This window comes from Microcystis aeruginosa NIES-4325 (assembly GCF_008974145.1).
Taxonomy (GTDB): Bacteria; Cyanobacteriota; Cyanobacteriia; order Cyanobacteriales; family Microcystaceae; genus Microcystis; species Microcystis aeruginosa_G.
This window is the reverse complement of the sequence record NZ_BJKP01000022.1, coordinates 40605-61262: the sequence shown is the minus strand read 5'-3', so window position 1 is coordinate 61262 and position 20658 is coordinate 40605. Positions and strand designations below refer to the sequence as shown.

26 protein-coding genes and 1 pseudogene are annotated in these 20658 nt (G+C 45.6%); 7 read left to right on the top strand and 20 right to left on the bottom strand.

The annotated features are described in order from the left end of the window. The first annotated feature begins 147 nt into the window (after positions 1 to 147). Positions 148 to 1032: an ARC6/PARC6 family protein gene (locus MiAbW_RS13150; RefSeq protein WP_238707282.1), complete on the top strand. Its 885-nt coding sequence runs from the start codon at positions 148 to 150 to the stop codon at positions 1030 to 1032. A gap of 242 nt (positions 1033 to 1274) precedes the next feature. On the opposite strand, the gene rsgA is transcribed toward MiAbW_RS13150, so the two are convergent. The 5 genes and pseudogenes from rsgA to MiAbW_RS20135 form a co-directional block, all read right to left on the bottom strand. Then, positions 1275 to 2351, bottom strand: coding sequence for a small ribosomal subunit biogenesis GTPase RsgA (gene rsgA / locus MiAbW_RS13145; protein WP_151696472.1), 1077 nt, complete (start codon positions 2349 to 2351; stop codon positions 1275 to 1277). A 1-nt stretch (position 2352) separates the two neighbouring features. Continuing rightward, complete coding sequence (locus tag MiAbW_RS13140; RefSeq protein ID WP_002738399.1) at positions 2353 to 2574, bottom strand: sulfurtransferase TusA family protein; 222 nt, start codon at positions 2572 to 2574, stop codon at positions 2353 to 2355. A gap of 2 nt (positions 2575 to 2576) precedes the next feature. Continuing rightward, entirely contained in the window at positions 2577 to 3701 is a 1125-nt protein-coding gene (gene dnaJ / locus MiAbW_RS13135; protein ID WP_151696470.1) for a molecular chaperone DnaJ, read from the bottom strand. Positions 3702 to 3930: 229 nt separating this feature from the next. Beyond that, positions 3931 to 5940, bottom strand: coding sequence for a molecular chaperone DnaK (gene dnaK / locus MiAbW_RS13130; protein WP_151696469.1), 2010 nt, complete (start codon positions 5938 to 5940; stop codon positions 3931 to 3933). Between the two features lie 109 nt (positions 5941 to 6049). Next, a pseudogene (locus tag MiAbW_RS20135) lies at positions 6050 to 6526 on the bottom strand (transposase); the annotation flags it as partial. Positions 6527 to 6684: 158 nt separating this feature from the next. On the opposite strand from MiAbW_RS20135, the gene ahr reads away from it, so the two are divergent. Together ahr and MiAbW_RS13120 are read left to right on the top strand one after the other, a co-directional pair. Next, entirely contained in the window at positions 6685 to 7689 is a 1005-nt protein-coding gene (gene ahr, locus MiAbW_RS13125; protein ID WP_151696468.1) for an NADPH-dependent aldehyde reductase Ahr, read from the top strand. 28 nt (positions 7690 to 7717) lie between these two features. Continuing rightward, the gene (locus tag MiAbW_RS13120; protein WP_151696467.1) at positions 7718 to 8473 is read left to right on the top strand and encodes a Uma2 family endonuclease; all 756 of its coding nucleotides are present in this window, start codon (positions 7718 to 7720) and stop codon (positions 8471 to 8473) included. A gap of 125 nt (positions 8474 to 8598) precedes the next feature. On the opposite strand, the gene MiAbW_RS13115 is transcribed toward MiAbW_RS13120, so the two are convergent. The 4 genes from MiAbW_RS13115 to clpS all read right to left on the bottom strand — a co-directional run bounded on the left by MiAbW_RS13115 (position 8599) and on the right by clpS (position 10890). After that, a complete protein-coding gene (locus tag MiAbW_RS13115; RefSeq protein ID WP_151696466.1) occupies positions 8599 to 8799 on the bottom strand; it encodes a hypothetical protein in 201 nt (66 codons plus the stop codon). A gap of 210 nt (positions 8800 to 9009) precedes the next feature. Beyond that, positions 9010 to 9597, bottom strand: coding sequence for a hypothetical protein (locus MiAbW_RS13110; RefSeq protein WP_151696465.1), 588 nt, complete (start codon positions 9595 to 9597; stop codon positions 9010 to 9012). 176 nt (positions 9598 to 9773) lie between these two features. After that, a complete protein-coding gene (locus tag MiAbW_RS13105) occupies positions 9774 to 10610 on the bottom strand; it encodes a CPBP family intramembrane glutamic endopeptidase (protein WP_151696464.1) in 837 nt (278 codons plus the stop codon). Beyond that, on the bottom strand, positions 10603 to 10890 hold the full coding sequence (clpS, locus tag MiAbW_RS13100) for an ATP-dependent Clp protease adapter ClpS (protein ID WP_002738526.1): 288 nt from the start codon (positions 10888 to 10890) through the stop codon (positions 10603 to 10605). The genes MiAbW_RS13105 and clpS overlap by 8 nt, the downstream gene beginning before the upstream one ends. A 198-nt stretch (positions 10891 to 11088) precedes the next feature. On the opposite strand from clpS, the gene MiAbW_RS20130 reads away from it, so the two are divergent. Next, on the top strand, positions 11089 to 11508 hold the full coding sequence (locus MiAbW_RS20130; protein WP_238707281.1) for a hypothetical protein: 420 nt from the start codon (positions 11089 to 11091) through the stop codon (positions 11506 to 11508). Positions 11509 to 12079: 571 nt separating this feature from the next. Further along, entirely contained in the window at positions 12080 to 12670 is a 591-nt protein-coding gene (locus MiAbW_RS13090; RefSeq protein WP_151696463.1) for a hypothetical protein, read from the top strand. Between the two features lie 171 nt (positions 12671 to 12841). Here MiAbW_RS13090 and rpmE read toward each other — a convergent pair whose 3' ends face one another. The 11 genes from rpmE to MiAbW_RS13035 form a co-directional block, all read right to left on the bottom strand. Continuing rightward, positions 12842 to 13075, bottom strand: a complete 234-nt coding sequence (rpmE, locus tag MiAbW_RS13085; protein ID WP_151696462.1) for a 50S ribosomal protein L31 — start codon at positions 13073 to 13075, stop codon at positions 12842 to 12844. 19 nt (positions 13076 to 13094) lie between these two features. Further along, the gene (gene rpsI / locus MiAbW_RS13080; protein WP_002737094.1) at positions 13095 to 13508 is read right to left on the bottom strand and encodes a 30S ribosomal protein S9; all 414 of its coding nucleotides are present in this window, start codon (positions 13506 to 13508) and stop codon (positions 13095 to 13097) included. Positions 13509 to 13512: 4 nt separating this feature from the next. Beyond that, positions 13513 to 13968 carry a 50S ribosomal protein L13 gene (gene rplM, locus MiAbW_RS13075; protein WP_002735375.1) on the bottom strand — a complete coding sequence of 152 codons (456 nt, stop codon included), beginning with the start codon at positions 13966 to 13968 and terminating at the stop codon, positions 13513 to 13515. Positions 13969 to 14100: 132 nt separating this feature from the next. Further along, entirely contained in the window at positions 14101 to 14916 is an 816-nt protein-coding gene (gene truA / locus MiAbW_RS13070) for a tRNA pseudouridine(38-40) synthase TruA (protein WP_151696461.1), read from the bottom strand. 2 nt (positions 14917 to 14918) lie between these two features. Further along, positions 14919 to 15269, bottom strand: coding sequence for a 50S ribosomal protein L17 (gene rplQ / locus MiAbW_RS13065; RefSeq protein ID WP_150976241.1), 351 nt, complete (start codon positions 15267 to 15269; stop codon positions 14919 to 14921). 21 nt (positions 15270 to 15290) lie between these two features. Further along, positions 15291 to 16232: a DNA-directed RNA polymerase subunit alpha gene (locus MiAbW_RS13060; RefSeq protein WP_151696460.1), complete on the bottom strand. Its 942-nt coding sequence runs from the start codon at positions 16230 to 16232 to the stop codon at positions 15291 to 15293. 194 nt (positions 16233 to 16426) lie between these two features. Then, entirely contained in the window at positions 16427 to 16819 is a 393-nt protein-coding gene (gene rpsK, locus MiAbW_RS13055; RefSeq protein ID WP_002735413.1) for a 30S ribosomal protein S11, read from the bottom strand. A gap of 39 nt (positions 16820 to 16858) precedes the next feature. Continuing rightward, positions 16859 to 17242 (bottom strand): 30S ribosomal protein S13, encoded by a 384-nt coding sequence (gene rpsM / locus MiAbW_RS13050; protein ID WP_002735415.1) that lies wholly within the window; start codon positions 17240 to 17242, stop codon positions 16859 to 16861. 93 nt (positions 17243 to 17335) lie between these two features. Beyond that, complete coding sequence (rpmJ, locus tag MiAbW_RS13045; protein ID WP_012593611.1) at positions 17336 to 17449, bottom strand: 50S ribosomal protein L36; 114 nt, start codon at positions 17447 to 17449, stop codon at positions 17336 to 17338. 127 nt (positions 17450 to 17576) lie between these two features. Next, positions 17577 to 17807, bottom strand: a complete 231-nt coding sequence (gene infA, locus MiAbW_RS13040) for a translation initiation factor IF-1 (protein ID WP_002737109.1) — start codon at positions 17805 to 17807, stop codon at positions 17577 to 17579. 251 nt (positions 17808 to 18058) lie between these two features. Then, positions 18059 to 18325, bottom strand: a complete 267-nt coding sequence (locus MiAbW_RS13035) for a YciI family protein (protein ID WP_151696459.1) — start codon at positions 18323 to 18325, stop codon at positions 18059 to 18061. A gap of 161 nt (positions 18326 to 18486) precedes the next feature. Between MiAbW_RS13035 and MiAbW_RS13030 the strand changes: the two genes are divergently transcribed. Next, on the top strand, positions 18487 to 19038 hold the full coding sequence (locus MiAbW_RS13030) for a 2'-5' RNA ligase family protein (RefSeq protein WP_151696458.1): 552 nt from the start codon (positions 18487 to 18489) through the stop codon (positions 19036 to 19038). 147 nt (positions 19039 to 19185) lie between these two features. Beyond that, the gene (gene glcD / locus MiAbW_RS13025; protein WP_151696457.1) at positions 19186 to 20652 is read left to right on the top strand and encodes a glycolate oxidase subunit GlcD; all 1467 of its coding nucleotides are present in this window, start codon (positions 19186 to 19188) and stop codon (positions 20650 to 20652) included. Positions 20653 to 20658 lie beyond the last annotated feature (6 nt).

Below are 20658 nucleotides of genomic sequence, written 5' to 3'. Positions count from 1 at the left end.
AAAATTTCTGGAGCCCAGTGGAATGAAGAAAATATCCCTCAAGTGCTTAAACACCGCTGTGCTTACCTAAATAACAGTCTTTAGCTATTGAATAGTATTTATGTTCTGACAAAACTGACTTGCTCCCCCCGCACTTTACCTGAATGGGTGAAAGCAATAATTATAGGGAGTATGATCGGTACTGGCATTTTAGGTGGTTTTGTCTTAAGTCATTATCTCTCAAATTCTTCTGGAGATAAATCAATTTCTCCGTCACCTTCCCCAGAGAATCAAGACTCAGATATTACCATTAATAATGAGTTTCCTAAATCTGTCTGTGGAGATGAGAATATCACCGATACTTACTATAAAGTTGTAGTAACTGACGAGGATAGTTTAGAGAGAGTTAAAAGTAACTTTTGTCGCGATGCTTTTGTTAATGATGGTAATATTCAGGTAGCAGCTTTTAGTGACTTAAATCGCGCTCAAGATTTACAAAGGCAGCTAATTAAATACTTTAATCAAGTTAAAATCATCCAAGGTGTCATCGATACCTCACCCAGTCCTGAAGCTGTCTATTCCCCCAGTCCTGAACCCGTCTATTCACCTGTTCCTCAACAGACAGTTAACTCTATTTCTCGTTCAGAAGCGGTGGATTTAATCGAGCGCTGGTTAAAGGCAAAAAGAGATATTTTCGGTCCTTCCTATCAAACCTATTTAGGAGAAGAATTACTTACAGGTAAAGCTTATAATGACAAAATAAAAAGCTCTGATGGTCAAGAAAGTTCTTCCGAATGGTTGGCTAATAATGGTGCTTATTATATCTATGGAGTTCAGAGAATAGATTCAGTTAATAATTTTACAAACTCGGACGATCAAGCTACAGTGGATGTGGTGGTTACTGAAGAAAGAACCCTCTATAACAGTCAGGGTAAAATTGATCAAAAAAATAGTGGTTTAAGTACCTTATTAGTTCGCTATAATCTTGAAAATGACGAGGGAACATGGAAAATAGCTAACTCTAGAACTCTTAAAAATTTAGTTCGTAGATAAGTTGAATTAATCACAAAGTAGAAACAAAAAAATGAAAAATAGTTCAGATAAAAACCCATAGATACAATCATTGCTGTTAGATTTTCATCTTTAGACAGTATTTATACTAAATCTGGTTATTAAAAACTGATTATCTATTGCTCCTTTTGCCTATTGCCTTTTGCGTGTCCTCATAAGTAGCTTATACTCAACGGATTTAGTATTATAAAGTCCCCCTGAAGATAAAGGAAACCTAACCAATTCTATTCAGAATCATCATTATAAATATCTTGGAGAGTTTTATTTTCGTAGCGTTCCTGATCTTGATTTTTGCCGCGACGGGAGGGACGACGATATTTTTTATTAGCTAATTTGGGTTCGTAGGTTTCTTGACCTGCTTCTTTAATTTTTAACTTTAAACTTGACTCTTTTGTGCTAGTTTTCTGTAATGACTGTTCTCGTGCGATCGCTTCTTCTAAAAACTCTAAATAATGTTGGTAACGTTCCCAATCTCCCCTCACCACACAGTTAGGTTCCCGACGATGAGTACAATCATTAAATTGACAATTTCCCAAAGCTAAACGCGCTCTCACTTCTGGAAAATAAAAAGTTAATTGTTCCGGTGAACAGTTAATATCCGGTTGGTTAAACCCCGGACTATCGGCCAATAAACCCCGATTTGGTAAAGCAAATAACTCCACATGACGGGTGGTGTGACGACCTTTTTGCAGTTTTCCCGACACATCCCCCACCCGTTGATTAATCTCAGGAATTAGGCAATTAATTAAACTCGATTTTCCCACCCCCGATGGACCGGCCAAGAGAGTGATTTTATGGTTTAATTGTGCCAATAAAGCCTCAAATCCCCGATTTTTCTCCACACTGACAAAAAAGGGCCGGTATCCCCAACTAGCTAGGCGATCGCCCCAGACCTCTATTTTTTCCGGTTCCCCCAGATCAATTTTATTGACACAGACCGCAATTTCTAAGCCTGTGGACTCGGCTTTCACCAAAAAACGACTAATCAGCCAAGGATCGAGGACGGGTTCAGCAAGGGCAAAAACTAGCAAAATCTGCTCGATATTGGCAACGGCAGGCCGATCGATCTCGGTACTGCGGGGGAGGACTTCTGCGATCGCACCCTGTTGATCGGCAAAATTGGCCTCCTCCACGCGCACCCGATCACCAACCATCACCGATTGACCGATTTTTTGCAAGCGAGCGCGACGGGTACAGAGAAGATTCTCGCCCATAACGGGAGAATCCAAGCGTACCTGATAGAAATTCGCCTGTACGGCCACCACTGTGCCGTATAAATCGGTTAATTGTGCATCTACCATTTTAGGAATCGGGGCGATAGACTTTGAGAACAAAAAAGCTATCTCGGTCCTCGATCGATTCTATCTGATAACCCTCCACTGTCAGGCTAGTGGGAACCTGTTCGATCGGTTCCCCGGCATCTAACCAGACTTCCAACCGTTCCCCGGCGGTCATTTTCTCTAATTGCAATTTTGTCCGGACAAAATTAATTGGGCAGGGAGTGCCGCGCAGGTCTAAAGTCATAGTTATTTATGGAAGATGTTACCTAAAAACCCCTCGATGCCGCCTTTCCCCACGGTTTCCCCGCGAACTTTTGCTAATTTTTCCAGTAATTCCCGTTCTTCTCCGGTGACACGGGTAGGAATCGAGATTTTAACGGTAATGCGATGATCGCCGCGACTGACGGGATTGCCCAATTTGGGAACCCCCTTGTTTTCTAAAATCAGTACGGTGTTCGGTTGAGTACCGGCCGGGATAGTCAGGTCTTCTTGGCCATCTACCGTATTAACTTTGATGGTACATCCTAAAATCGCTTGGGTATAACTAATCGTGATATCCGATTTAATATCATTGCCTTCCCGTTGAAATTCTGCATCGTTTTCCACGGTTAGATAAACTAATAAATCCCCCGGCGGCCCGCCTTTCAGTCCTGCGTCTCCTTCCCGGGCAACGCGCAATTTCATGCCGTTGTCAACCCCCGCAGGGATGGTAATTTTCAGTTTTTTGGTTTCCTGTTTTCGTCCGGAACCGCCGCAAAGGTCGCATTTTTCCTCGATCACTTCTCCCGCACCATCACAGGTGGGACAGGCCGAAACCTGAGCAAAAGTACCGAAGGGAGTACGGGTGGCGCGACGCACCTGTCCAGTACCATTGCAAGTAGTACAAGTGCGAGAACTGGTCCCTGGTCTGGCCCCACTGCCCTTACAGGTTTGACAGGTTTCCAGATGACGGATACGGATTTCCTTTTCGCCGCCAAAGACCGCCTCGCGGAATTTTAGTTTGAAATCGAGACGTAGATCCTCGCCCCGGATAGGCCCTGTGCGTCGTCGGGCGGTTGCTTGGCCGCCCATGCCCCCGAAACCACTAAAGATTGTCTCAAAGATATCGGCGAAACCACTCATATTGTCGGGATCAAAACTGGCAGCGCCCCCAGAAACCCCAGCCTCACCAAAGCGGTCATAACGATTACGGGTTTCAGGTTCCGAGAGAATTTCGTAGGCGCGGTTAATTTCCTTGAAGCGTTCCTCGGCTCCCGCTTCTTTGTTAACATCGGGATGGTATTTTCGGGCGAGACGACGATAGGCGCGTTTGATGTCTTCTTTGCCGGCATCTCGCGAGACACCTAGAATTTCGTAATAATCAGTGGGCATAGGTGGCTATGGTTCTGCTCGCAATTTATAAATAAATTTTCAGTCTAGTTGTTACTTTAACAAACTATACATAATAGTTTAGTTGGGTTATCCCTACTATTTTTTTTGGTGGGAGGTGGCAAGTGGGGAGGTGGCAAGTGGGGAGTGGGGAGATGGGGAGAAAAAAGCTGAAAACTCACATCTGATCACTGATTACTGATCCCTGAAAAGGCTGATAGCTTTTCCTTTTCTAATCTACGGCCTCGTAGTCACTGTTGATCGCGTCCGCCTCATTATAGGTATTATCATAACTGCCCGATTCAGAGGCGGGGGTCGGCCTGTCGGCGATGATATTTTGGGGGGCGGCGGCTTGGCTGGGGGGGGAGCCAGTCGGTTCTTGGGGAAGATCGATCGGTTGAACACCAGTAACGTTGCGGGGTTGGTTTTCCTCTTGTTTACCTGTGTAGATGCGGGTACCGATTTCGAGGACAATCTGACGAAATTCTTCCAGGGTGGTTTTTAGCTTTTCCGGGGATAGGGAGGGGTTGTGCAGGGCGATTTCCAACTGCTGCCGCTTCTGGTCGGCTAGTTGCCGGATATCGGGGGTGACAAACCCACTGTTTTCCTTGAGGGTGACTTCGTAGCTATATAAAAGACTATCGGATTGGTTGCGAATATCGATCATTTGCAGACGACTGCGATCAAATTCGGCGTATTGTTCGGCTTCTAGGCGCATTTTTTCAATTTCGTTCGGTTTCAGTCCTCCAGTATGGCTAATTAAAATGCTTTGTTCTTTGCCAGTGCCTTGGTCGCTGGCGGCCACTTTCAAGATGCCGTTGACATCGATATCGAAGGACACTTCGATTTGTGGCACACCCCTAGGGGCGGGAGGAATTCCCGTCAGGAGGAATTTACCGAGGGTTTTATTATCCTGGGCCATCGACCTTTCCCCTTGCAGAACATGAATTTCCACCGAAGTTTGACCATCGGCAGCGGTGGAGAAAGTCTGAGATTTACTGGTGGGGATAGTGGTATTGCGATCGATAATTTTGGTAAAAACTTCGCCGAGGGTTTCGATGCCTAGGGAAAGGGGGGTGACATCGAGGAGGAGGACATCTTCTACTTCTCCACCTAAAACTCCCGCTTGAATCGCCGCCCCCAAAGAAACAGCCTCATCGGGGTTAACGGATCGATCGATCTGGCCCGCAGAAAAGAAACGGGAGATTAATTGCTGTACGGCGGGAATTCTGGTGGAACCACCGACAAGAATCACCCGGTTGATATCCCCGGGCTGCAGTTCGCTATCTTTCAGGGACTGTTGTACGGGTTCCAGGGTTTTTTCCACTAATTCCCTAGTTAATTCCTCGAATTTAGCGCGAGTTAGTTCTAATTCTAGGTGTTTAGGACCGCTTTCGTCAGCGGCGATAAAGGGGAGATTGATCGAGGTGGTAATCAGGCTAGAAAGCTCGATTTTGGCTTTTTCGGCGGCTTCTCGCAGTCTTTGGATCGCCATGCTATCGCTGGCTAGATCGATGTTTTCGTGGCTTTGAAAGTTCTCGATCAGCCACCGCACTAAGAGGTTATCAAAATCGTCCCCCCCAAGATGGTTATTGCCAGCCGTGGCTTTCACTTCAAAGACTCCATTCCCCAGTTGCAGGATGGAAACGTCGAAGGTTCCTCCCCCTAGGTCAAAAACGAGGATATGTTGATCTTCGTTTTGTTTATCTAAACCGTAGGCCAGGGCGGCGGCCGTCGGTTCGTTAATAATTCTTAATACTTCTAGCCCTGCGATCGCCCCTGCGTCTTTAGTGGCTTGACGTTGGGCATCGGTAAAATAGGCGGGAACTGTAATCACAGCTTCTTTGATCGTTTCTCCCAGATAGTCCTCGGCATCGGCCTTTAATTTTTGCAGAATCATCGCCGAGATTTCTTGGGGGGTAAATTCCCGATCGCGAATTTTAATATTGACGGTATCATCGCGACCGCGTTGGCAGTGATAAGCAACTCGCCCCCTTTCCGCCTCGGTCTCTTGCCAACGTCTACCGATAAAGCGTTTGATGCTATAGACGGTATTCTCGGCATTAGTTACCCCTTGACGTTTGGCCAGTTGTCCCACTAGGCGCTGGCTTTTGCCGAATCCCACAATACTAGGAGTTGTCCTTCCCCCTTCCGAGTTGGGGACTATAATCGGCTGACCCCCTTCGAGTGCAGCAACACAACTGTTGGTTGTCCCTAAGTCGATGCCGATGACTTTTCCCATGACAATCTGGTAATAATGGTAGTTAATAGAATAGGATTGCCGACAAGAATTATCTCAAAGTTGGGCATGGGCTTTTCGCCTTGTTTGACTTCTCCGCACCATGGCTAATTCAAGTCTTAATTGCATCACTACCTGAATCTACTTTCATAGAATACCTCATTTGGGGTCTGATAGTCAAGACATTTTCGCAGCCGATTGTTAATTAAGTTTACGGATCTTTTCACCTTCTCCAGTTTGACAATTTGAAAATTCGTTCCCTCAGCCAAAAATTGTTCTAATAGTCCATTTTGCCGGTTTAATCCCCTTTACCACCAATGATTCAATAATCAGTAAACAGTAAACAGGCAGGTTCGAGTTTGTCGCTTGATATTATTGACTGAAAACTGATTTTTCGGAGGGCATCTCCCGAAAAAGTTCTTCGGTGACTCGATTGATTTGCCTAGCGGTTTTTTTTCCGCCAATCCTGCCACTAGCAATTTCGAGGCTTTGTTTATTTACATGAGTGATGATTTCCTCCAATCATCCTGTCACTTTCCCAGTCACCCCTCTCGATTTTTTCGTCGGCGATTACTGGTCGCTTCTCGATGCCTGCGGACTTTACCGACAAGTTTTGTTAGGAGCAGATGAAAATTACCAGTGGAATTAATTATCCGCTATTAGGGAACAGGCAATAGACCATAGTCAGCCATACTCAGATCAATCTAGAATAAAATAACCAATAAACCCATTCTAGAGAACTTAATCATGATTAGAGCCTATGCTGCCCAAGAAAAAGGGGGGAAACTAGAGCCTTTTGACTACGATCCGGGTATATTAGCGGATGAAGATGTAGAAATCGAGGTGGAATATTGCGGCATCTGCCACAGTGATCTAAGTATGCTCGATAACGATTGGGGACTGACCACCTATCCCTTTGTCCCCGGTCATGAAGTAGTCGGTACGATCGCCGCTCTCGGTGCTAAAGTCAAAGAGTTAAAATTAGGGCAAAGAGTCGGTCTTGGTTGGTTTTCCCGTTCCTGTTTGACCTGTGAAACTTGTATGTCAGGGGATCAAAACCTTTGTGCCACTGCCGAAGGAACTATCGTCGGTCGCCATGGCGGTTTTGCCGAAAGAGTCCGGGCCCATCATAGTTGGTTAGTTCCCTTGCCGGACCAGTTAGATGCTGCCAAAGCTGGCCCGCTTTTTTGTGGTGGTATAACCGTCTTTAATCCGATTGTCCAATTTGATATTAAACCCACGGCCCGAGTTGGTGTCATTGGTATTGGTGGATTGGGCCATATAGCCTTAAAATTCCTCAAAGCTTGGGGCTGCGAAGTAACCGCTTTTTCTAGTAGTCCCGACAAAGAAACAGAAGCAAAAGAACTAGGCGCGACTCATTTTATCAATTCCAGAGACCCCGAAGCCTTGCAATCAGTACAAAATTACTTTGATTTCATCATCTCTACCGTTAACGTTAATCTCGATTGGGGTCTTTATATCGCCTGTTTACGTCCCAAAGGTCGTCTGCATATTGTTGGGGCTGTTCTTGAACCCATGGCTACCTACGCTTTTCCCTTGATTATGGGTCAAAAATCGATTTCCGGCAGTCCTTTGGGTAGTCCCAGTACCATCAGTAAAATGATTGAATTTGCCTCTCGTCATGGCATTGAACCCGTTACAGAAACCTATCCTATCTCCCGGGTGAATGAAGCTATGGAAAAATTGAGAACTGGACAACCTAAATATCGCCTTGTCTTGCAAATAAAATAAAACCATCTCTATCCCGGACGTAACCCCGATGACTCAACCCCTCACTCCTCCAGTTATCGATTGGGAAGAACCCCCGATTCCCCCAGAAGACTTGATTTTTGATGATGGAGAACCTTTGGAAACGCACCGTCACCGCAAGGCTATGAATGTCTTAATCGATTCTATCGAACAAGCCTATCAGGATCGAGAGGACTTTTTTGTTGGCGGTAATATGTTTATTTACTTTAGCCGTGAGCGGGTTTTTAATAAAGATTTTCGTGGCCCCGATTTTTTCGTTGTCCTCGATATCGATGGTAGTTATAAACGACAAGGATGGGTGGTTTGGGACGAAAAAGGACGTTATCCCGATGTGATCGTGGAATTAATGTCAGAAAGCACCGCAAAAATCGATTTAACTACCAAAAAAGACCTCTATGAGCGGACTTTTCGCTGTTCCCAATACTTCGTTTATAATCCCTTTGATGCCACTTCCCTGCAAGGTTGGGCTTTAGACCCAAATCAATGCTATCAAGAAATTATTCCCGACCACCGCGGTTGGTTATGGTGTCAACGTTTGGGATTATGGTTAGGAGTCTGGAGGGGAAGCATTCAGCGAGAAGAAGCCCCTTGGCTGCGTTTTTATGACCTAGACGGCAATTTAATCCTTCTACCTGCGGAATTAGCCGAAATCGAACGTCAACGCACCCAGGCAGCCTATCAACAGGCCGAAAGCGAACGTCAACGGGCGGAACGTTTAGCGGCGCAATTACGGCAATTAGGCATAAATCCCGATGAAACCCCGTAATCGGCCCAGGACTGACCCCTATCTCTAAAAACCGAAAACCCACACCTACCAATCTCGGTTTGTGTGGGCCGATTGTTCACTTAATTCTAAGATCGAAAGCTGATACTTTGGCGAAATCTAAGAGCCTAACTCAGAGTAGCACCAGAGCGATCATAAGTTTGTGAAGAAAAGTCGGCCGAGAAGCGACGTTGAACGGTTTCTCCGGAGCCATTGTCATTGTCAATACCGATTTCAGAAGCACTTCTGTCTAACATCGATTGTTGACGATTTTTGACGGCGTGGTGGTGACGCATCATTAAGGCGCGAGCTTGTTGTTCTGTGGACATAATCATTTCCTCCGAGCTGCAAATCGTGTTTTGAACTTTTTTAATCACCCACTAATATATATAACATACAATTCTGTATCTATTTTTACAAAATGCCCTAATCCCAGAAAAATTAACAAAACTTTACAATAGGAGACAGGGGGCAGCTTTTATTTATTATCCCCACTTCCCCACTTCCCCACACTCCACACCCCAAGACATCAATCGTCCTCATACCTTAATCGAACTAGGTTCATCGACGGCGGCGATAATGCGATGACAACCGGAAAAGGGTTGCGCCCATTGATACTGGTGTTCTAAAGGATTACCCCAACAGAGACCGAGATATAATTCCGTGCGCGCCACATCTAATTCCGCCCATTCGGAATGGGCGACTAATTCGGCTAGAGAATCGGCAGAAATGGGACGACGGGAGTTAAGCGCCCACCAGAAATTCATATTAGGGGTGATACTGTTCCAAAAATCTAAAACCGAGGCTTTGGCAGCCATGAGAATTTCCTTGTCACCCGCGACGGCAACTAATTGATTATGAATTTCGGGATAACGGAGAGTGCGATCGTCCCATTGACAAACACGCCAGATAATACCCGAAACCTGATATTTTTGTTGATAATCGTGAACTTGGCGGCGAAAATCTTGATAGGCGAAGACTTTGCCCACCTTTTCTAGATTGATCGCCTTGGCAATCACCGGATTATCAATGCGCTCCGCCGGAGAGAGTAACAGACGTTCCCCTTTGCAAGTGGCGTGCATTTCTCGCTCGAGAATTTCAATTAACTGCTGTGTCGAGTAAGCCATACTACCGCTCTTACCTGAGAGAGGATTTCTCTTTATGATAAACTCGAATTTCGGTAGTGGAAAGGCTCGATCGCTAGAAAATTGTCATTCATCGGAAATATCGGCAGCATAAACCTTGAATACTTATGGGCGAAAAACCCCTCAAAAGACCGAAATTGACAGCGAGAGAAAACAGTCTAACTGTCCAGTTTTACATCGGTTACTTTTTTTCTTGTCCAGATAGCGAGAATTGTCAGAAAAAGTAAACCCATCACTCCCGCTAAAGGATTTTTATCGATTCCAGTTAGCCAATCGGGAACAGTACCAGTGTATTTAATTAACTGACCCACATTTAACATATAGTATGCCCAGACTAAACCTGCGTGCAGACCGATACTTTTACCCAAACTACCACCACAGGCGCGTTTTGCCCAACCGAGAATTAATCCTAGCAAGACTAAAGCAGGAAATTGGGGAAAAGTGCGGATAATTTCGGCTAAAGGTTTAATAAAGTGGGCAAGAGCGAAAATGAAGGCACTAATCACTAGAGCGATAGCGGGACGATAATCCTTTTCTAATTCTCCCAGTAACCAGCCCCGAAATAGTAATTCTTCGGCAAAACCCACCGCTAAAGCTACTAAAAACCCCTCCAGGATGATTTTGCTGATTTGGGGATTTGCGGGTAAGAAATTTAACCAACCTAGGAACGCTTGGGATAGAAAAAGCGAGAAAGTGAAAAATAAACCAATCGCCAAGCCGTTAATTAACTCGATCAGCGTTTTTATTCGCCAAATCAACCCATAATCAGCTAATCCCTCATCGCCATAAATTGTCCGTCCCCACCAATGGGATAACCCCAAAAATTCCAGATAGAGAACAGAAAGGGTCAAAATTGAAACCAGATTAGCATTAGTGGCAAAAAAGTGATAGAGGGGAAGTGCGATCGGCAACCAGAGAAAAAGTAGGAGCAAAATAAAAATCCCCAGTCGCAGGGGGACTGGGTAAGTGACAATTACCTGTAATCTTTTATTCATCGGGTTCGATGCTGCTGGTTAAACCTTTATTTTTCAAGGTTTCACAGTAAAATTCCGCGTGTTCTTGGATGCAGGTAATCACCAAGGCTGTACCATTAGTGTGTGCTTCCATCATGATATCGACTGCTTGGGGTTGCGTCATACCGGCGATCGTTTGCATTAAACTCTGAACCACATACTCCATCGAATTAAAGTCGTCATTGTGGAGTAAAACGCGATAACGCGGTGCTGGTTTACGGATTGTCGCTGTGGAACGCTTTTCGATCACTTCTGTGGACACCGTGTCTCTCCTTTGAATCTATATCACAAATACAGGTCAATCACTTAATGATCATAATCAAAATTTTCAGATTGAGCTAGGCTTTTTCAGTGATCCGTGAGGGGTTGGGTGTTGGGGTTTTGGTGTTGGGGAGTGTGGGCAGCTAAAGGAATGACATATCATAATTGAATTAATTGGCTAATTTAAGCTTATTTTCCCGTGGCTACTGACGAATTACAAAACCTCGAACACAATATTCAACGCTTAAAACAACAATTAGCGGGAAAGCGAAACACTTTAGTGACAATTGCACCGGAAGAACAAGTGAGGATCAAGCAGCAAATCGAAGATTTACGCCGACAAATTTGGGATTTTGAACGAGAAAAATGGGATTTAATCGCCAGCGACAGTCAAGAAGCGTCTTTTTCTGATGCCGAGGTAATGGTACTGGAAGCGGAACCCCTTGCGATCGCCAATGAAAGTGCAGGGGTTTTGAGTCCCTATTTCGATTTCTCAACGTTTGTTTCTTGCACTTTTTTGGCAAAAAAAGCCCCAAAACTGTTTTATAGCAAGGCTTCCAGTAATATTCAGCAAACCCTATATGGATTTGCTATTTTGGAACGTGATCTCGGTCACTGAATATTTATATATAGTGAATATCAGGGTGAGAGCATCTCAAAGGCTATTGACAATTGGCCAATTTTGTGATCCGCATGGGCATTTCAGGTGATACCAGTCAATCAGAATAGTTGCGAAATCTTAATATTTGGTCGATTTTTGCTTAACAATTGAGACGGCAAATTCTCCTCAAATATGCCTAAATCGCTCTCTGAGTAAGCAACTCACACAAAGTTAATTTTGTCAAGAATTGTTAAGATGCGCTTACCCTGTAGTGAATATGATTATCATAGAAATAATTAAATTCTATTATTCCTATTTGCATTTGCTTGTTAACTATGAGTACAAAGTTTACGGTTGAAAAAATAGTTCAATCTTTCGCTATTTTTTTTCTCACCTCTTGTTCCTTTGAATCATCTAGTAATAGTAATACCCAAGCGACACCTTCCTTTGTGGGGGTACAGAATCAAGTAAATACTAACTCTAAAAACTCGAATAATCTTCCTTCAAAAACACTACCTTTAAAAACGCATTCAGTTGTTAACTATAAATCTGTGTTCGACGACGCAATGACGCAATAATGAAAGCTAACATGGCATCAACATTAGATGCCAAGCACGAAAATGATAGAAAATTAATTATAGATTTGTACAAGGAATCTATAAATTCTCTAAAAAAAATCCCTTCAGAAGACCAGTTCTATAAAATCGCTCAAACTAAAATTGAAGAGTATCAAAGAAAAAAGGAGAACGCTCTAAAAAATAAGGTTGTAAAGAATAGTATTGTACAATCAAAACCTAAAGTGATAGTCTCAAAGGCTCCTCCAGAAGAGCATCAACTGAATATGCAACAGAAACTCACGAATTTTTTAAAAGATACTTTGGATACAATAGTAAATAAAAACCATAGCTTTGAACTATACTGGTGTGACCAAACGAAAGATCTAGCTAGTACCCTTTTTAACCCTTTCCGCTATGAAATTCTGGACTTAATGGCTTATCCTCCTCCTTATAACGATAAACAGATGGTTGGTTCAGCTAGGGTGCGTATTCAATCGACTAATAGAGGCAGTCAGGCAATTATCAACGTTTGGCGTATAACCCTAGGTAGAGAAAAACGAAATACTGATATACGGAAAAAAGGAGACTACTGTATTGTCAATTTATATGATGGTTCACCTTAAAAACTAGAAGAGCCGGCGAATTACTTCGCCCCTTCAAAAGCCCCGTGCCATCAGTAAAACAATCATGGTATTCACCCAGACATTTTTACATAATGACCCTACCAGCCTAAAAATAGCAAAAAACCCGGCGGGAAAATCTCCCCACCGGGTCAAAAAGGCAAAAGTAAAGAATTATTTCTGATCGGCCTTTTTGCTTGACTTATCGCCCATTTTGTACTTACGCAAGAAGCGATCAACCCGGCCTTCCGTATCGATCATCTTCTGGGTTCCCGTATAAAAAGGATGATTACCCGACCAAACCTCCACATGAATTTCCGGTTTTGTCGAACCCACCGTCATTACCACTTCACCATTACAGATCACCTTAGCGTCCGGATACCAAGTAGGATGAATTTTTTTCGGCATAATAAACCTCTCTATTAACCTAACGTTTCGAGTATTGAGGCGCTTTACGCGCTTTGTGAAGACCGTATTTTTTCCGTTCCTTCGCCCGGGGATCCCGAGTCAGATAACCTTCACTCTTGAGGGGAGGACGATTTTCTGGGGCCAATTGACATAAAGCTCTAGCAACACCCAATTTCACCGCGTCCGCTTGACCGGTCAAACCACCGCCCTCGGCCTTAACGATGATATCATACTCGTTTTCCAGTCCCAAAGTCTCCAGAGGAGCTTTAATCGTCTGGATATAGGTGGGAATGCGGTTAAAATGGGTTTCCCCATCGCGACCGTTAACGGTAATTGCCCCCGTCCCCGGCACCAGACGCACGGAAGCGACCGCCGATTTGCGTCGTCCTGTTCCCCAATAAACTACCTTATTTTTACTGTCTGTGGCTTGCATTGACTTAATTTCCTCCTGCGGGAATCGTATTAATCGCTAAAACTTCCGGTTGTTGTGCCTGATGGGGATGTTCCGCACCGGCATAAACTTTCAGTTTCGTGAACAATTTCCGACCTAAGCTATTTTTCGGGAGCATTCCCTTAACAGCGTGTTCGATAATCCGTTCGGGAATGCGTTTTTGCAGTTTATCGAAGCTTTCTACCTTCATACCACCCGGTCTGCCGGAGTCGCGGCGATAAACTTTCTGTTGGCGTTTTTTGCCCGTCACCGTCACTTTTTCGGCGTTAATAACAATGACAAAATCCCCCGTATCCAGATGGGGGGTGAAGGTGGCTTTATTTTTGCCCCGTAGAATCATAGCGATTTCGGTAGCCAGACGACCTAGACGCTGATCGGCCGCATCGATGACGTACCATTTCTGCTCTAGAGTCTCTAAATTTGGTAGAGGTGTTTTGTTCATGGTGAGTTTGCCTTGGTTTACAAAAATTAATTTTTTTTATTGCCCACCTGGGTGTTGGGGGGTTAGGGTTTTAGGGTTTTAGTTGAAATTCCCCTATTTCCCTATTTCCCTATCTCCCTATTCCCCTATCCCCTATGCTCGGAAATAATAAAGAGGCTGAGTCTCGCACCAGACGCTATCGGCAAAGGGAAAATCGGCGTAACCCACCCGCAGTAAACATAGTCCTTTAGCTGGTGCGGCGTATTTGACCAATTCTCGGCGCTGATTGACCCAGATGTCGGTAAAGTTTTCTAGCGATCGCTCACCGGTTCCCACCTCCACCAACATTCCCACCAATAGCCGCACCATCCCGTACAAAAAGCCATTAGCTTGAATTTCCATCTGTATAAACGGCCCTTGACGGTAGCATTCCACCCCCTGCACTTCTACCCAGGAATGGTCACGACTAGAGTTGGCACGGTGAAAGGCGGCCAGATGGTGCTTACCCAATAAGGGAGCGAGTGCCCATGCCATCAAATCGGCATCGAGGGGACGATGGTAGTAGTGCCAACTAAAGGGGCTAACAAAGAGATTGGGGATGGGGTCGGTATAGAGGGTGTAACGATAACGTCGCCAGAGGGCCGAGAAACGGGCGTGCCAGTGATCGGGAACTTGGGCTGAAGCCCGAATGACGATATCGTCATCTAGCCGAGCATTGAGAACCTTGGCCCAATGGGCAGGTGGAATCGGACTCTGCTGCTGGAAATGGGCAACTTGGGCGGCGGCGTGAACACCGCTATCGGTACGTCCGGCCCCGTGCAGAGTGACGGCATGACCGAGAATATCGGCCAGAGCCTTCTCGATTTCTTCCTGCACGCTCCTGTGATGGGGTTGCCGTTGCCAGCCGTGGAAATTAGTTCCCACATACTGGATAACTAGGGCGATCCGCGACTGGGGGCAAGCTGTCATCGTTACATCAGTTCGATAATCGCCATGGGGGCATTATCCCCGCGACGGCGCAGGGTACGCACGACCCTGGTATAACCGCCGTTACGGTTGCCATAACGGGACTGGGCGCCTTCAAAGAGGGCGTGAACCAGTTGTTTATCGTAGATGTAGCCCATAGCTTGGCGACGAGCGCTCAGGGAACCGTCTTTAGCTAGGGTGATAATGTGGTCTACCTCTGCTCGCACCGCTTTCGCTTTCGCTAGGGTGGTGGTGATCTGACCGTGGCGAATTAGCTGGGTAGCCAAGCTGCGCAGCAGTGCCTTTCTTTGGTCAGCCGGCAGACCCAATTGAGGCACTTTACACCGATGTCTCATGGTATTTTCCTGGAATTGGGTTTACTTGCTTTTTTCTTGGGGTAGGGTGATTCCTAACCGTTTTTGTAGGGCTTCAATGACTTCTTCGGCCGATTTCTGCCCAAAGTTTTTGATTTCTAAGAGATCTTCTTGGCTGTAATCGAGGAGGTCGGCTACGGTGTTGATCTGCGCTCGCTTCAGGCAATTGTAGGCGCGCACGGATAATTGTAGTTCCTCGATCGGAATTTGGTTTTCTTGGTTGATCTCTTGGTCGTCAAAGTTACCAGAGGCTTCGAGGGCGTTGAGGTCCTTGAGCGGGTTAAAGAGATTGACCAGCATATCGGCCGCTTGGGAAAGGGCTTCTTTGGGGTTAATGCTCCCGTTTGTCCAAATTTCCAAGAGCAGACGATCTCTAGCTTGACCGCTTTCGGAACGGATATCTTCGACGCTGTAGTTGACTTTGGTTACGGGCATAAAAATCGAGTCGATTTGCAGAAAGTCTAGCGAAGTAGCTTCGTCTTTACTGCGATCAATTGCCCGATAGCCTTTGCCTTTTTCCACGCGAAATTCCATCTCTAGCTTGGCCCCTTCGGCCAGGGTAGCGACGTACTGATTGCGATCGACTATCTCTACTTCTGAGGGTAAATCAAATTGTGCCGCCACTACCGTCGCCGGTCCAGTTGCCACTAAACGCCCGATCTGGGTTTGATTGGTGTAGCTTTTGAGGGTGATTTCTTTCATGTTGAGCATGAGTTCCATCACGTCCTCGCGTACTCCCTCGACGGTGGCAAACTCGTGATTGACCCCCGCGATCCGCAGGGCCGTCACGGCCGCCCCTTCCAGATTGGAAATGAGAATCCGTCTCAGGGCATTACCTACGGTTGTACCCTGGCCTCTTTCTAGAGGCTCTAGTACAAACTTACTGTACTGACTCTGATTCTTGTAAGTTTTTGCTTCTACACACTCGATTTGAAATTGCGCCACCGATTGACCTCCCTTGTTGCTGTTATCAGTTTTCAGTTATCAGTTATCAGTTTTCTTTAGCGTTGGGCCTTTAGCGTTCGGCGTTCGGCTTTTTGAACAGATGGTCTTTGACGACCCGATTCTGCTGCTGATGCGCTCAAAGCTAACGGCTGCTGGCCACAAGATCCCTGTCACCTGAAAAAGCTGTTCACTGTTTACACTCTCCGGCGTTTGGGAGGACGACAACCATTGTGGGGGATGGGAGTCACGTCCCGGATCAGGGTGATTTCTAATCCTGCTCCTTGCAGGGCCCGGATTGCGGTTTCCCGTCCTGCCCCAGGGCCACTAACCATCACTTCTAGTTGACGCATTCCCTGTTCGATCGCTCGGCGGGCGGCGTTATCGGCGGCGGTTTGGGCTGCGAAGGGGGTTCCTTTTTTGGCTCCTTTAAAACCACTCGATCCCGCCGATGCCCAAGAGATCACATCGCCTTTGGTATCGGCGATCGTGACAATGGTATTGTTGAAGGTCGATTGAATGTGAGCGACTCCGGTAGGAATATTTTTCTTCTGTTTTTTCGGTCCGGTTTTTTTGGTTGGTCGCGCCATAGTTTTTCTTGATTGGGGGATATCGCAATGAATAAAAAATTATTTCTTGGAGGGGGCTTTTTTCTTCCCTGCCACTGTCACCCGACGACCGCGACGTGTCCGCGCATTGGTTCGCGTCCGTTGCCCGCGCACGGGTAATCCTAGCCGATGACGACGACCTCGATAGGTGCCGATATCGGCGAGGCGTTTGATGTTCATCGCCTCCCAGCGTCTCAAATCCCCCTCGATTTGATAATTTGTTTCGATATAAGTCCGTAGCGCCGCCACGTCTTCATCGCTGAGATCCTTGACCCGAGTGTCAGGGTTAACACCCGTCGCAGATAAGACTTCTTGGGAACGCGATAGACCCACTCCGTAGAGGTAGGTCAGGGCGATTTCCACACGCTTATCGCGAGGTAGGTCTACACCAGCTATCCTTGCCACGCTTTTTCTTTCTCCCTATGAACGATTTTTTTTCCAAAAACGACTACAATTAACGGTAACGATTCTCTGCCCCAAGACAGTGACTTTGGTGGATTAACCTTGTCTCTGCTTGTGTTTGGGGTTAGAACAAATTACCATGACTCGACCGCGCCGACGGATGACGCGGCACTTTTCGCACATTTTTTTGACAGACGCTCTAACTTTCATGCCTAAGTATTCTGGCAACACTGCAAGCTTATTATTATATCAGATTTCTTTTACCTGTGTCACCTATTTTTTTTAAATAAATTTGGCTGCTTATTAGGCTTTTTGGCTTCTCTGCCCGTCTTTATCGCTATTTTTTCTGATTTTTCAGGCGATAGGTAATTCTTCCTTTTGTTAGGTCGTAGGGGGTGAGTTCTACTTTGACTCGATCGCCGGGGAGGATTTTGATATAATTACGGCGGATTTTGCCGGATATATGGGCTAAGACGTTGAAACCGTTATCTAAATCCACCCTAAACATGGCGTTAGGCAAAGATTCGGTGACGGTTCCTTCCATTTCGATGAGATCTTGTTTAGACAAAGTTAATTCCTCAATTTCACTGGGGACAATTTAATGAGCGGCAGCAGCAACCGTGCTGTTAGCACAATTCCCCCAGTATAGCTTATCAGTGATCAGTGCTCAGCGATCAGTTCGCAGTAAAAAAGCTCCCTTCTCTGGTTCCCCCCACTCCCAAGCAGTATTAACGAGTAATATTTAGATAATCAACAGCTTAACCTTGCTGTCTTTTCACTGATGACTGATTACTGTTCACTGTTCCCTGAAAAGCTAGATTATTCTACGACAATTCGCCATTCATGGAGTTCATATTCCACACAACCATTCTCGATTAAAGGATCGCAAACTATAATTGCTTGGGCTTCCTCAAGAGAATCGGCCTTAAATAATAACATTCCGCCGCCTCTTTCTGCCCAATAACCGGTTTTTGCTTCTCGTCCTTGGCTAATTAAATCACGCACATAGTCCTTATGGGCGCTGACATAGCGATCAAAGATATCTTTATCAACAATGCCTTTTTCTATCTTGACAAACCAGGGCATAAATTCTCAGGAGGCTAGGACTGATCAACAATCCTATAATTATACCGATTAATCTTGGCCGTCGAGGGTGCAATGTAACAGAGATATACAATTAGCTTAGAGTTGTGGAAGACTGCTAGAATCGATGTGACAGCTTCATTTCTGTAGCTTTGCTTGTTTCCATGAATCAACTCCAGGGATCTCTATTTTTTATTGCACTTTTGCCGCCGCCAGAAGTACAGGAAATTGCCACAAAAATCAAGTTAGAGTTTGCAGAAATTTACAATAGTCGCGCTGCCCTGAAATCGCCTCCCCACGTCACTCTCCAACCTCCTTTCTGGTGGAATTTAGGACAATTACCGGATTTAAAAAGATGTTTAGAGGAATTTGCCTGCTTGCACTCTCCTATTCCCCTGATTCTCCAGAATTTTGCCGCCTTTAAACCGCGAGTCATTTATATTAATGTCCAGAAAACCCCAGAATTATTAACCCTACAAAAACGGCTTTTACAGCAGCTAGAATCTTCCTTGAATATCAGCGATAATGCCTCAAAAAGCCGAGCTTTTGCGCCTCATTTAACCGTTGGCTTCCGAGATTTAACTAAAGATAATTTCTGGAAAGCTTGGTCAAAATATGCTAATCAAGAGCTATTTTTTGAGGTGATGATCGATCAAATTACCCTCCTAATTCATAACGGTAAGCGATGGGAAATTTATCGGCAATTTCCTCTATAATCCTGACCCTTGCAGGTTTCTATCTACAGAGGAAGGGGTTATAGTGCTAAAATAGGAGAGAGCAGTTTTTAAAGCTTCATTTCTGGCTTTTTGGCGATATTTTAACCTATAGAGCGATTTTATGGCCACTCCGCCGCCCTGAAACCTATGTTACTCAAAAATCCCCCGAAAATCTCCCCCAATCTGATCAAACAGCTAGAAGCGATCCTTGGCAAAGATGGAGTCATCCGTCGTAAGGATGAATTATTAACCTATGAGTGCGATGGTATCACGGGATACAGACAAAGACCCGCTCTTGTGGTACTGCCTCGCAGCACAGCAGAAATTGCGGCGGTGGTGAAACTCTGTCACGATAACGAGATTGCCTGGGTAGCGAGGGGGGCAGGAACAGGCTTATCGGGGGGGGCGTTACCCTTAGAAGAGGGGATTCTCATCGTTACGGCGCGGATGAATCAGATTCTCAGCGTTGATTTAGATAATCAAAGGGTAGTGGTACAGCCCGGGGTGATTAACAATTGGGTGACGCAAGCAGTAAGCGGGGCGGGATTTTATTATGCACCGGATCCCTCTAGTCAAATTATCTGCTCGATCGGTGGTAATGTGGCGGAAAATTCCGGCGGGGTTCACTGTTTAAAATACGGTGTCACTACCAATCACGTTATGGGCTTAAAAATCGTCCTTCCCGATGGTTCAATTATCGATGTGGGGGGGGCAGTACCAGAACAACCGGGCTACGATTTAACTGGTTTATTTGTGGGTTCCGAGGGAACTTTAGGCATTGCCACGGAAATCACCTTAAGAATCCTGAAAACTCCGGAATCTATCTGTGTTTTACTGGCTGATTTTACCAGTATCGAGGCGGCGGGCCGAGCGGTGGCGGATATTATTAAATCGGGAATGATTCCGGCGGGGATGGAGATTATGGATAATCTCAGTATTAACGCCGTGGAAGACGTGGTGGCTACGGGCTGTTATCCCCGGGATGCCGAGTCAGTTTTATTAGTGGAATTGGATGGTTTAGGGGTAGAAGTCGCCAGTAATAAACATCGGGTTGCCGAGATTTGCCGTCAAAATGGGGCGAGAAATATCACCACGGCTAATGATGCCGAAACCCGCTTGAAACTATGGAAGGGCAGAAAAGCGGCTTTTGCGGCGGCGGGGAAAATTAGCCCTAATTATTTTGTGCAAGATGGGGTGATACCGCGCACTCAATTGGTGTCTGTTCTTCAGGAAATTAAGGCTTTAAGTGAAAAATACGGTTATAAAATCGCCAATGTTTTTCACGCCGGGGATGGCAATTTACACCCGTTGATTCTCTACGATAACAAGGTAGAGGGGGCTTGGGCAGAAGTGGAGGAATTAGGCGGTGAAATTCTCCAGCTTTGTGTGCGGGTTGGGGGCAGTTTATCGGGGGAACATGGTATCGGCATCGATAAAAATTGTTATATGCCCGCTATGTTCAACGAGATTGACTTAGAAACTATGGGCTATGTGCGGGATTGCTTTAATCCCAAAGGTTTAGCTAACCCGGGGAAATTATTCCCCACCCCGCGCAGCTGTGGGGAAGCCGCTAATGCCAAAATACAAGGGTTTGCGGGGGTGGATGTGTTTTAGGTTATC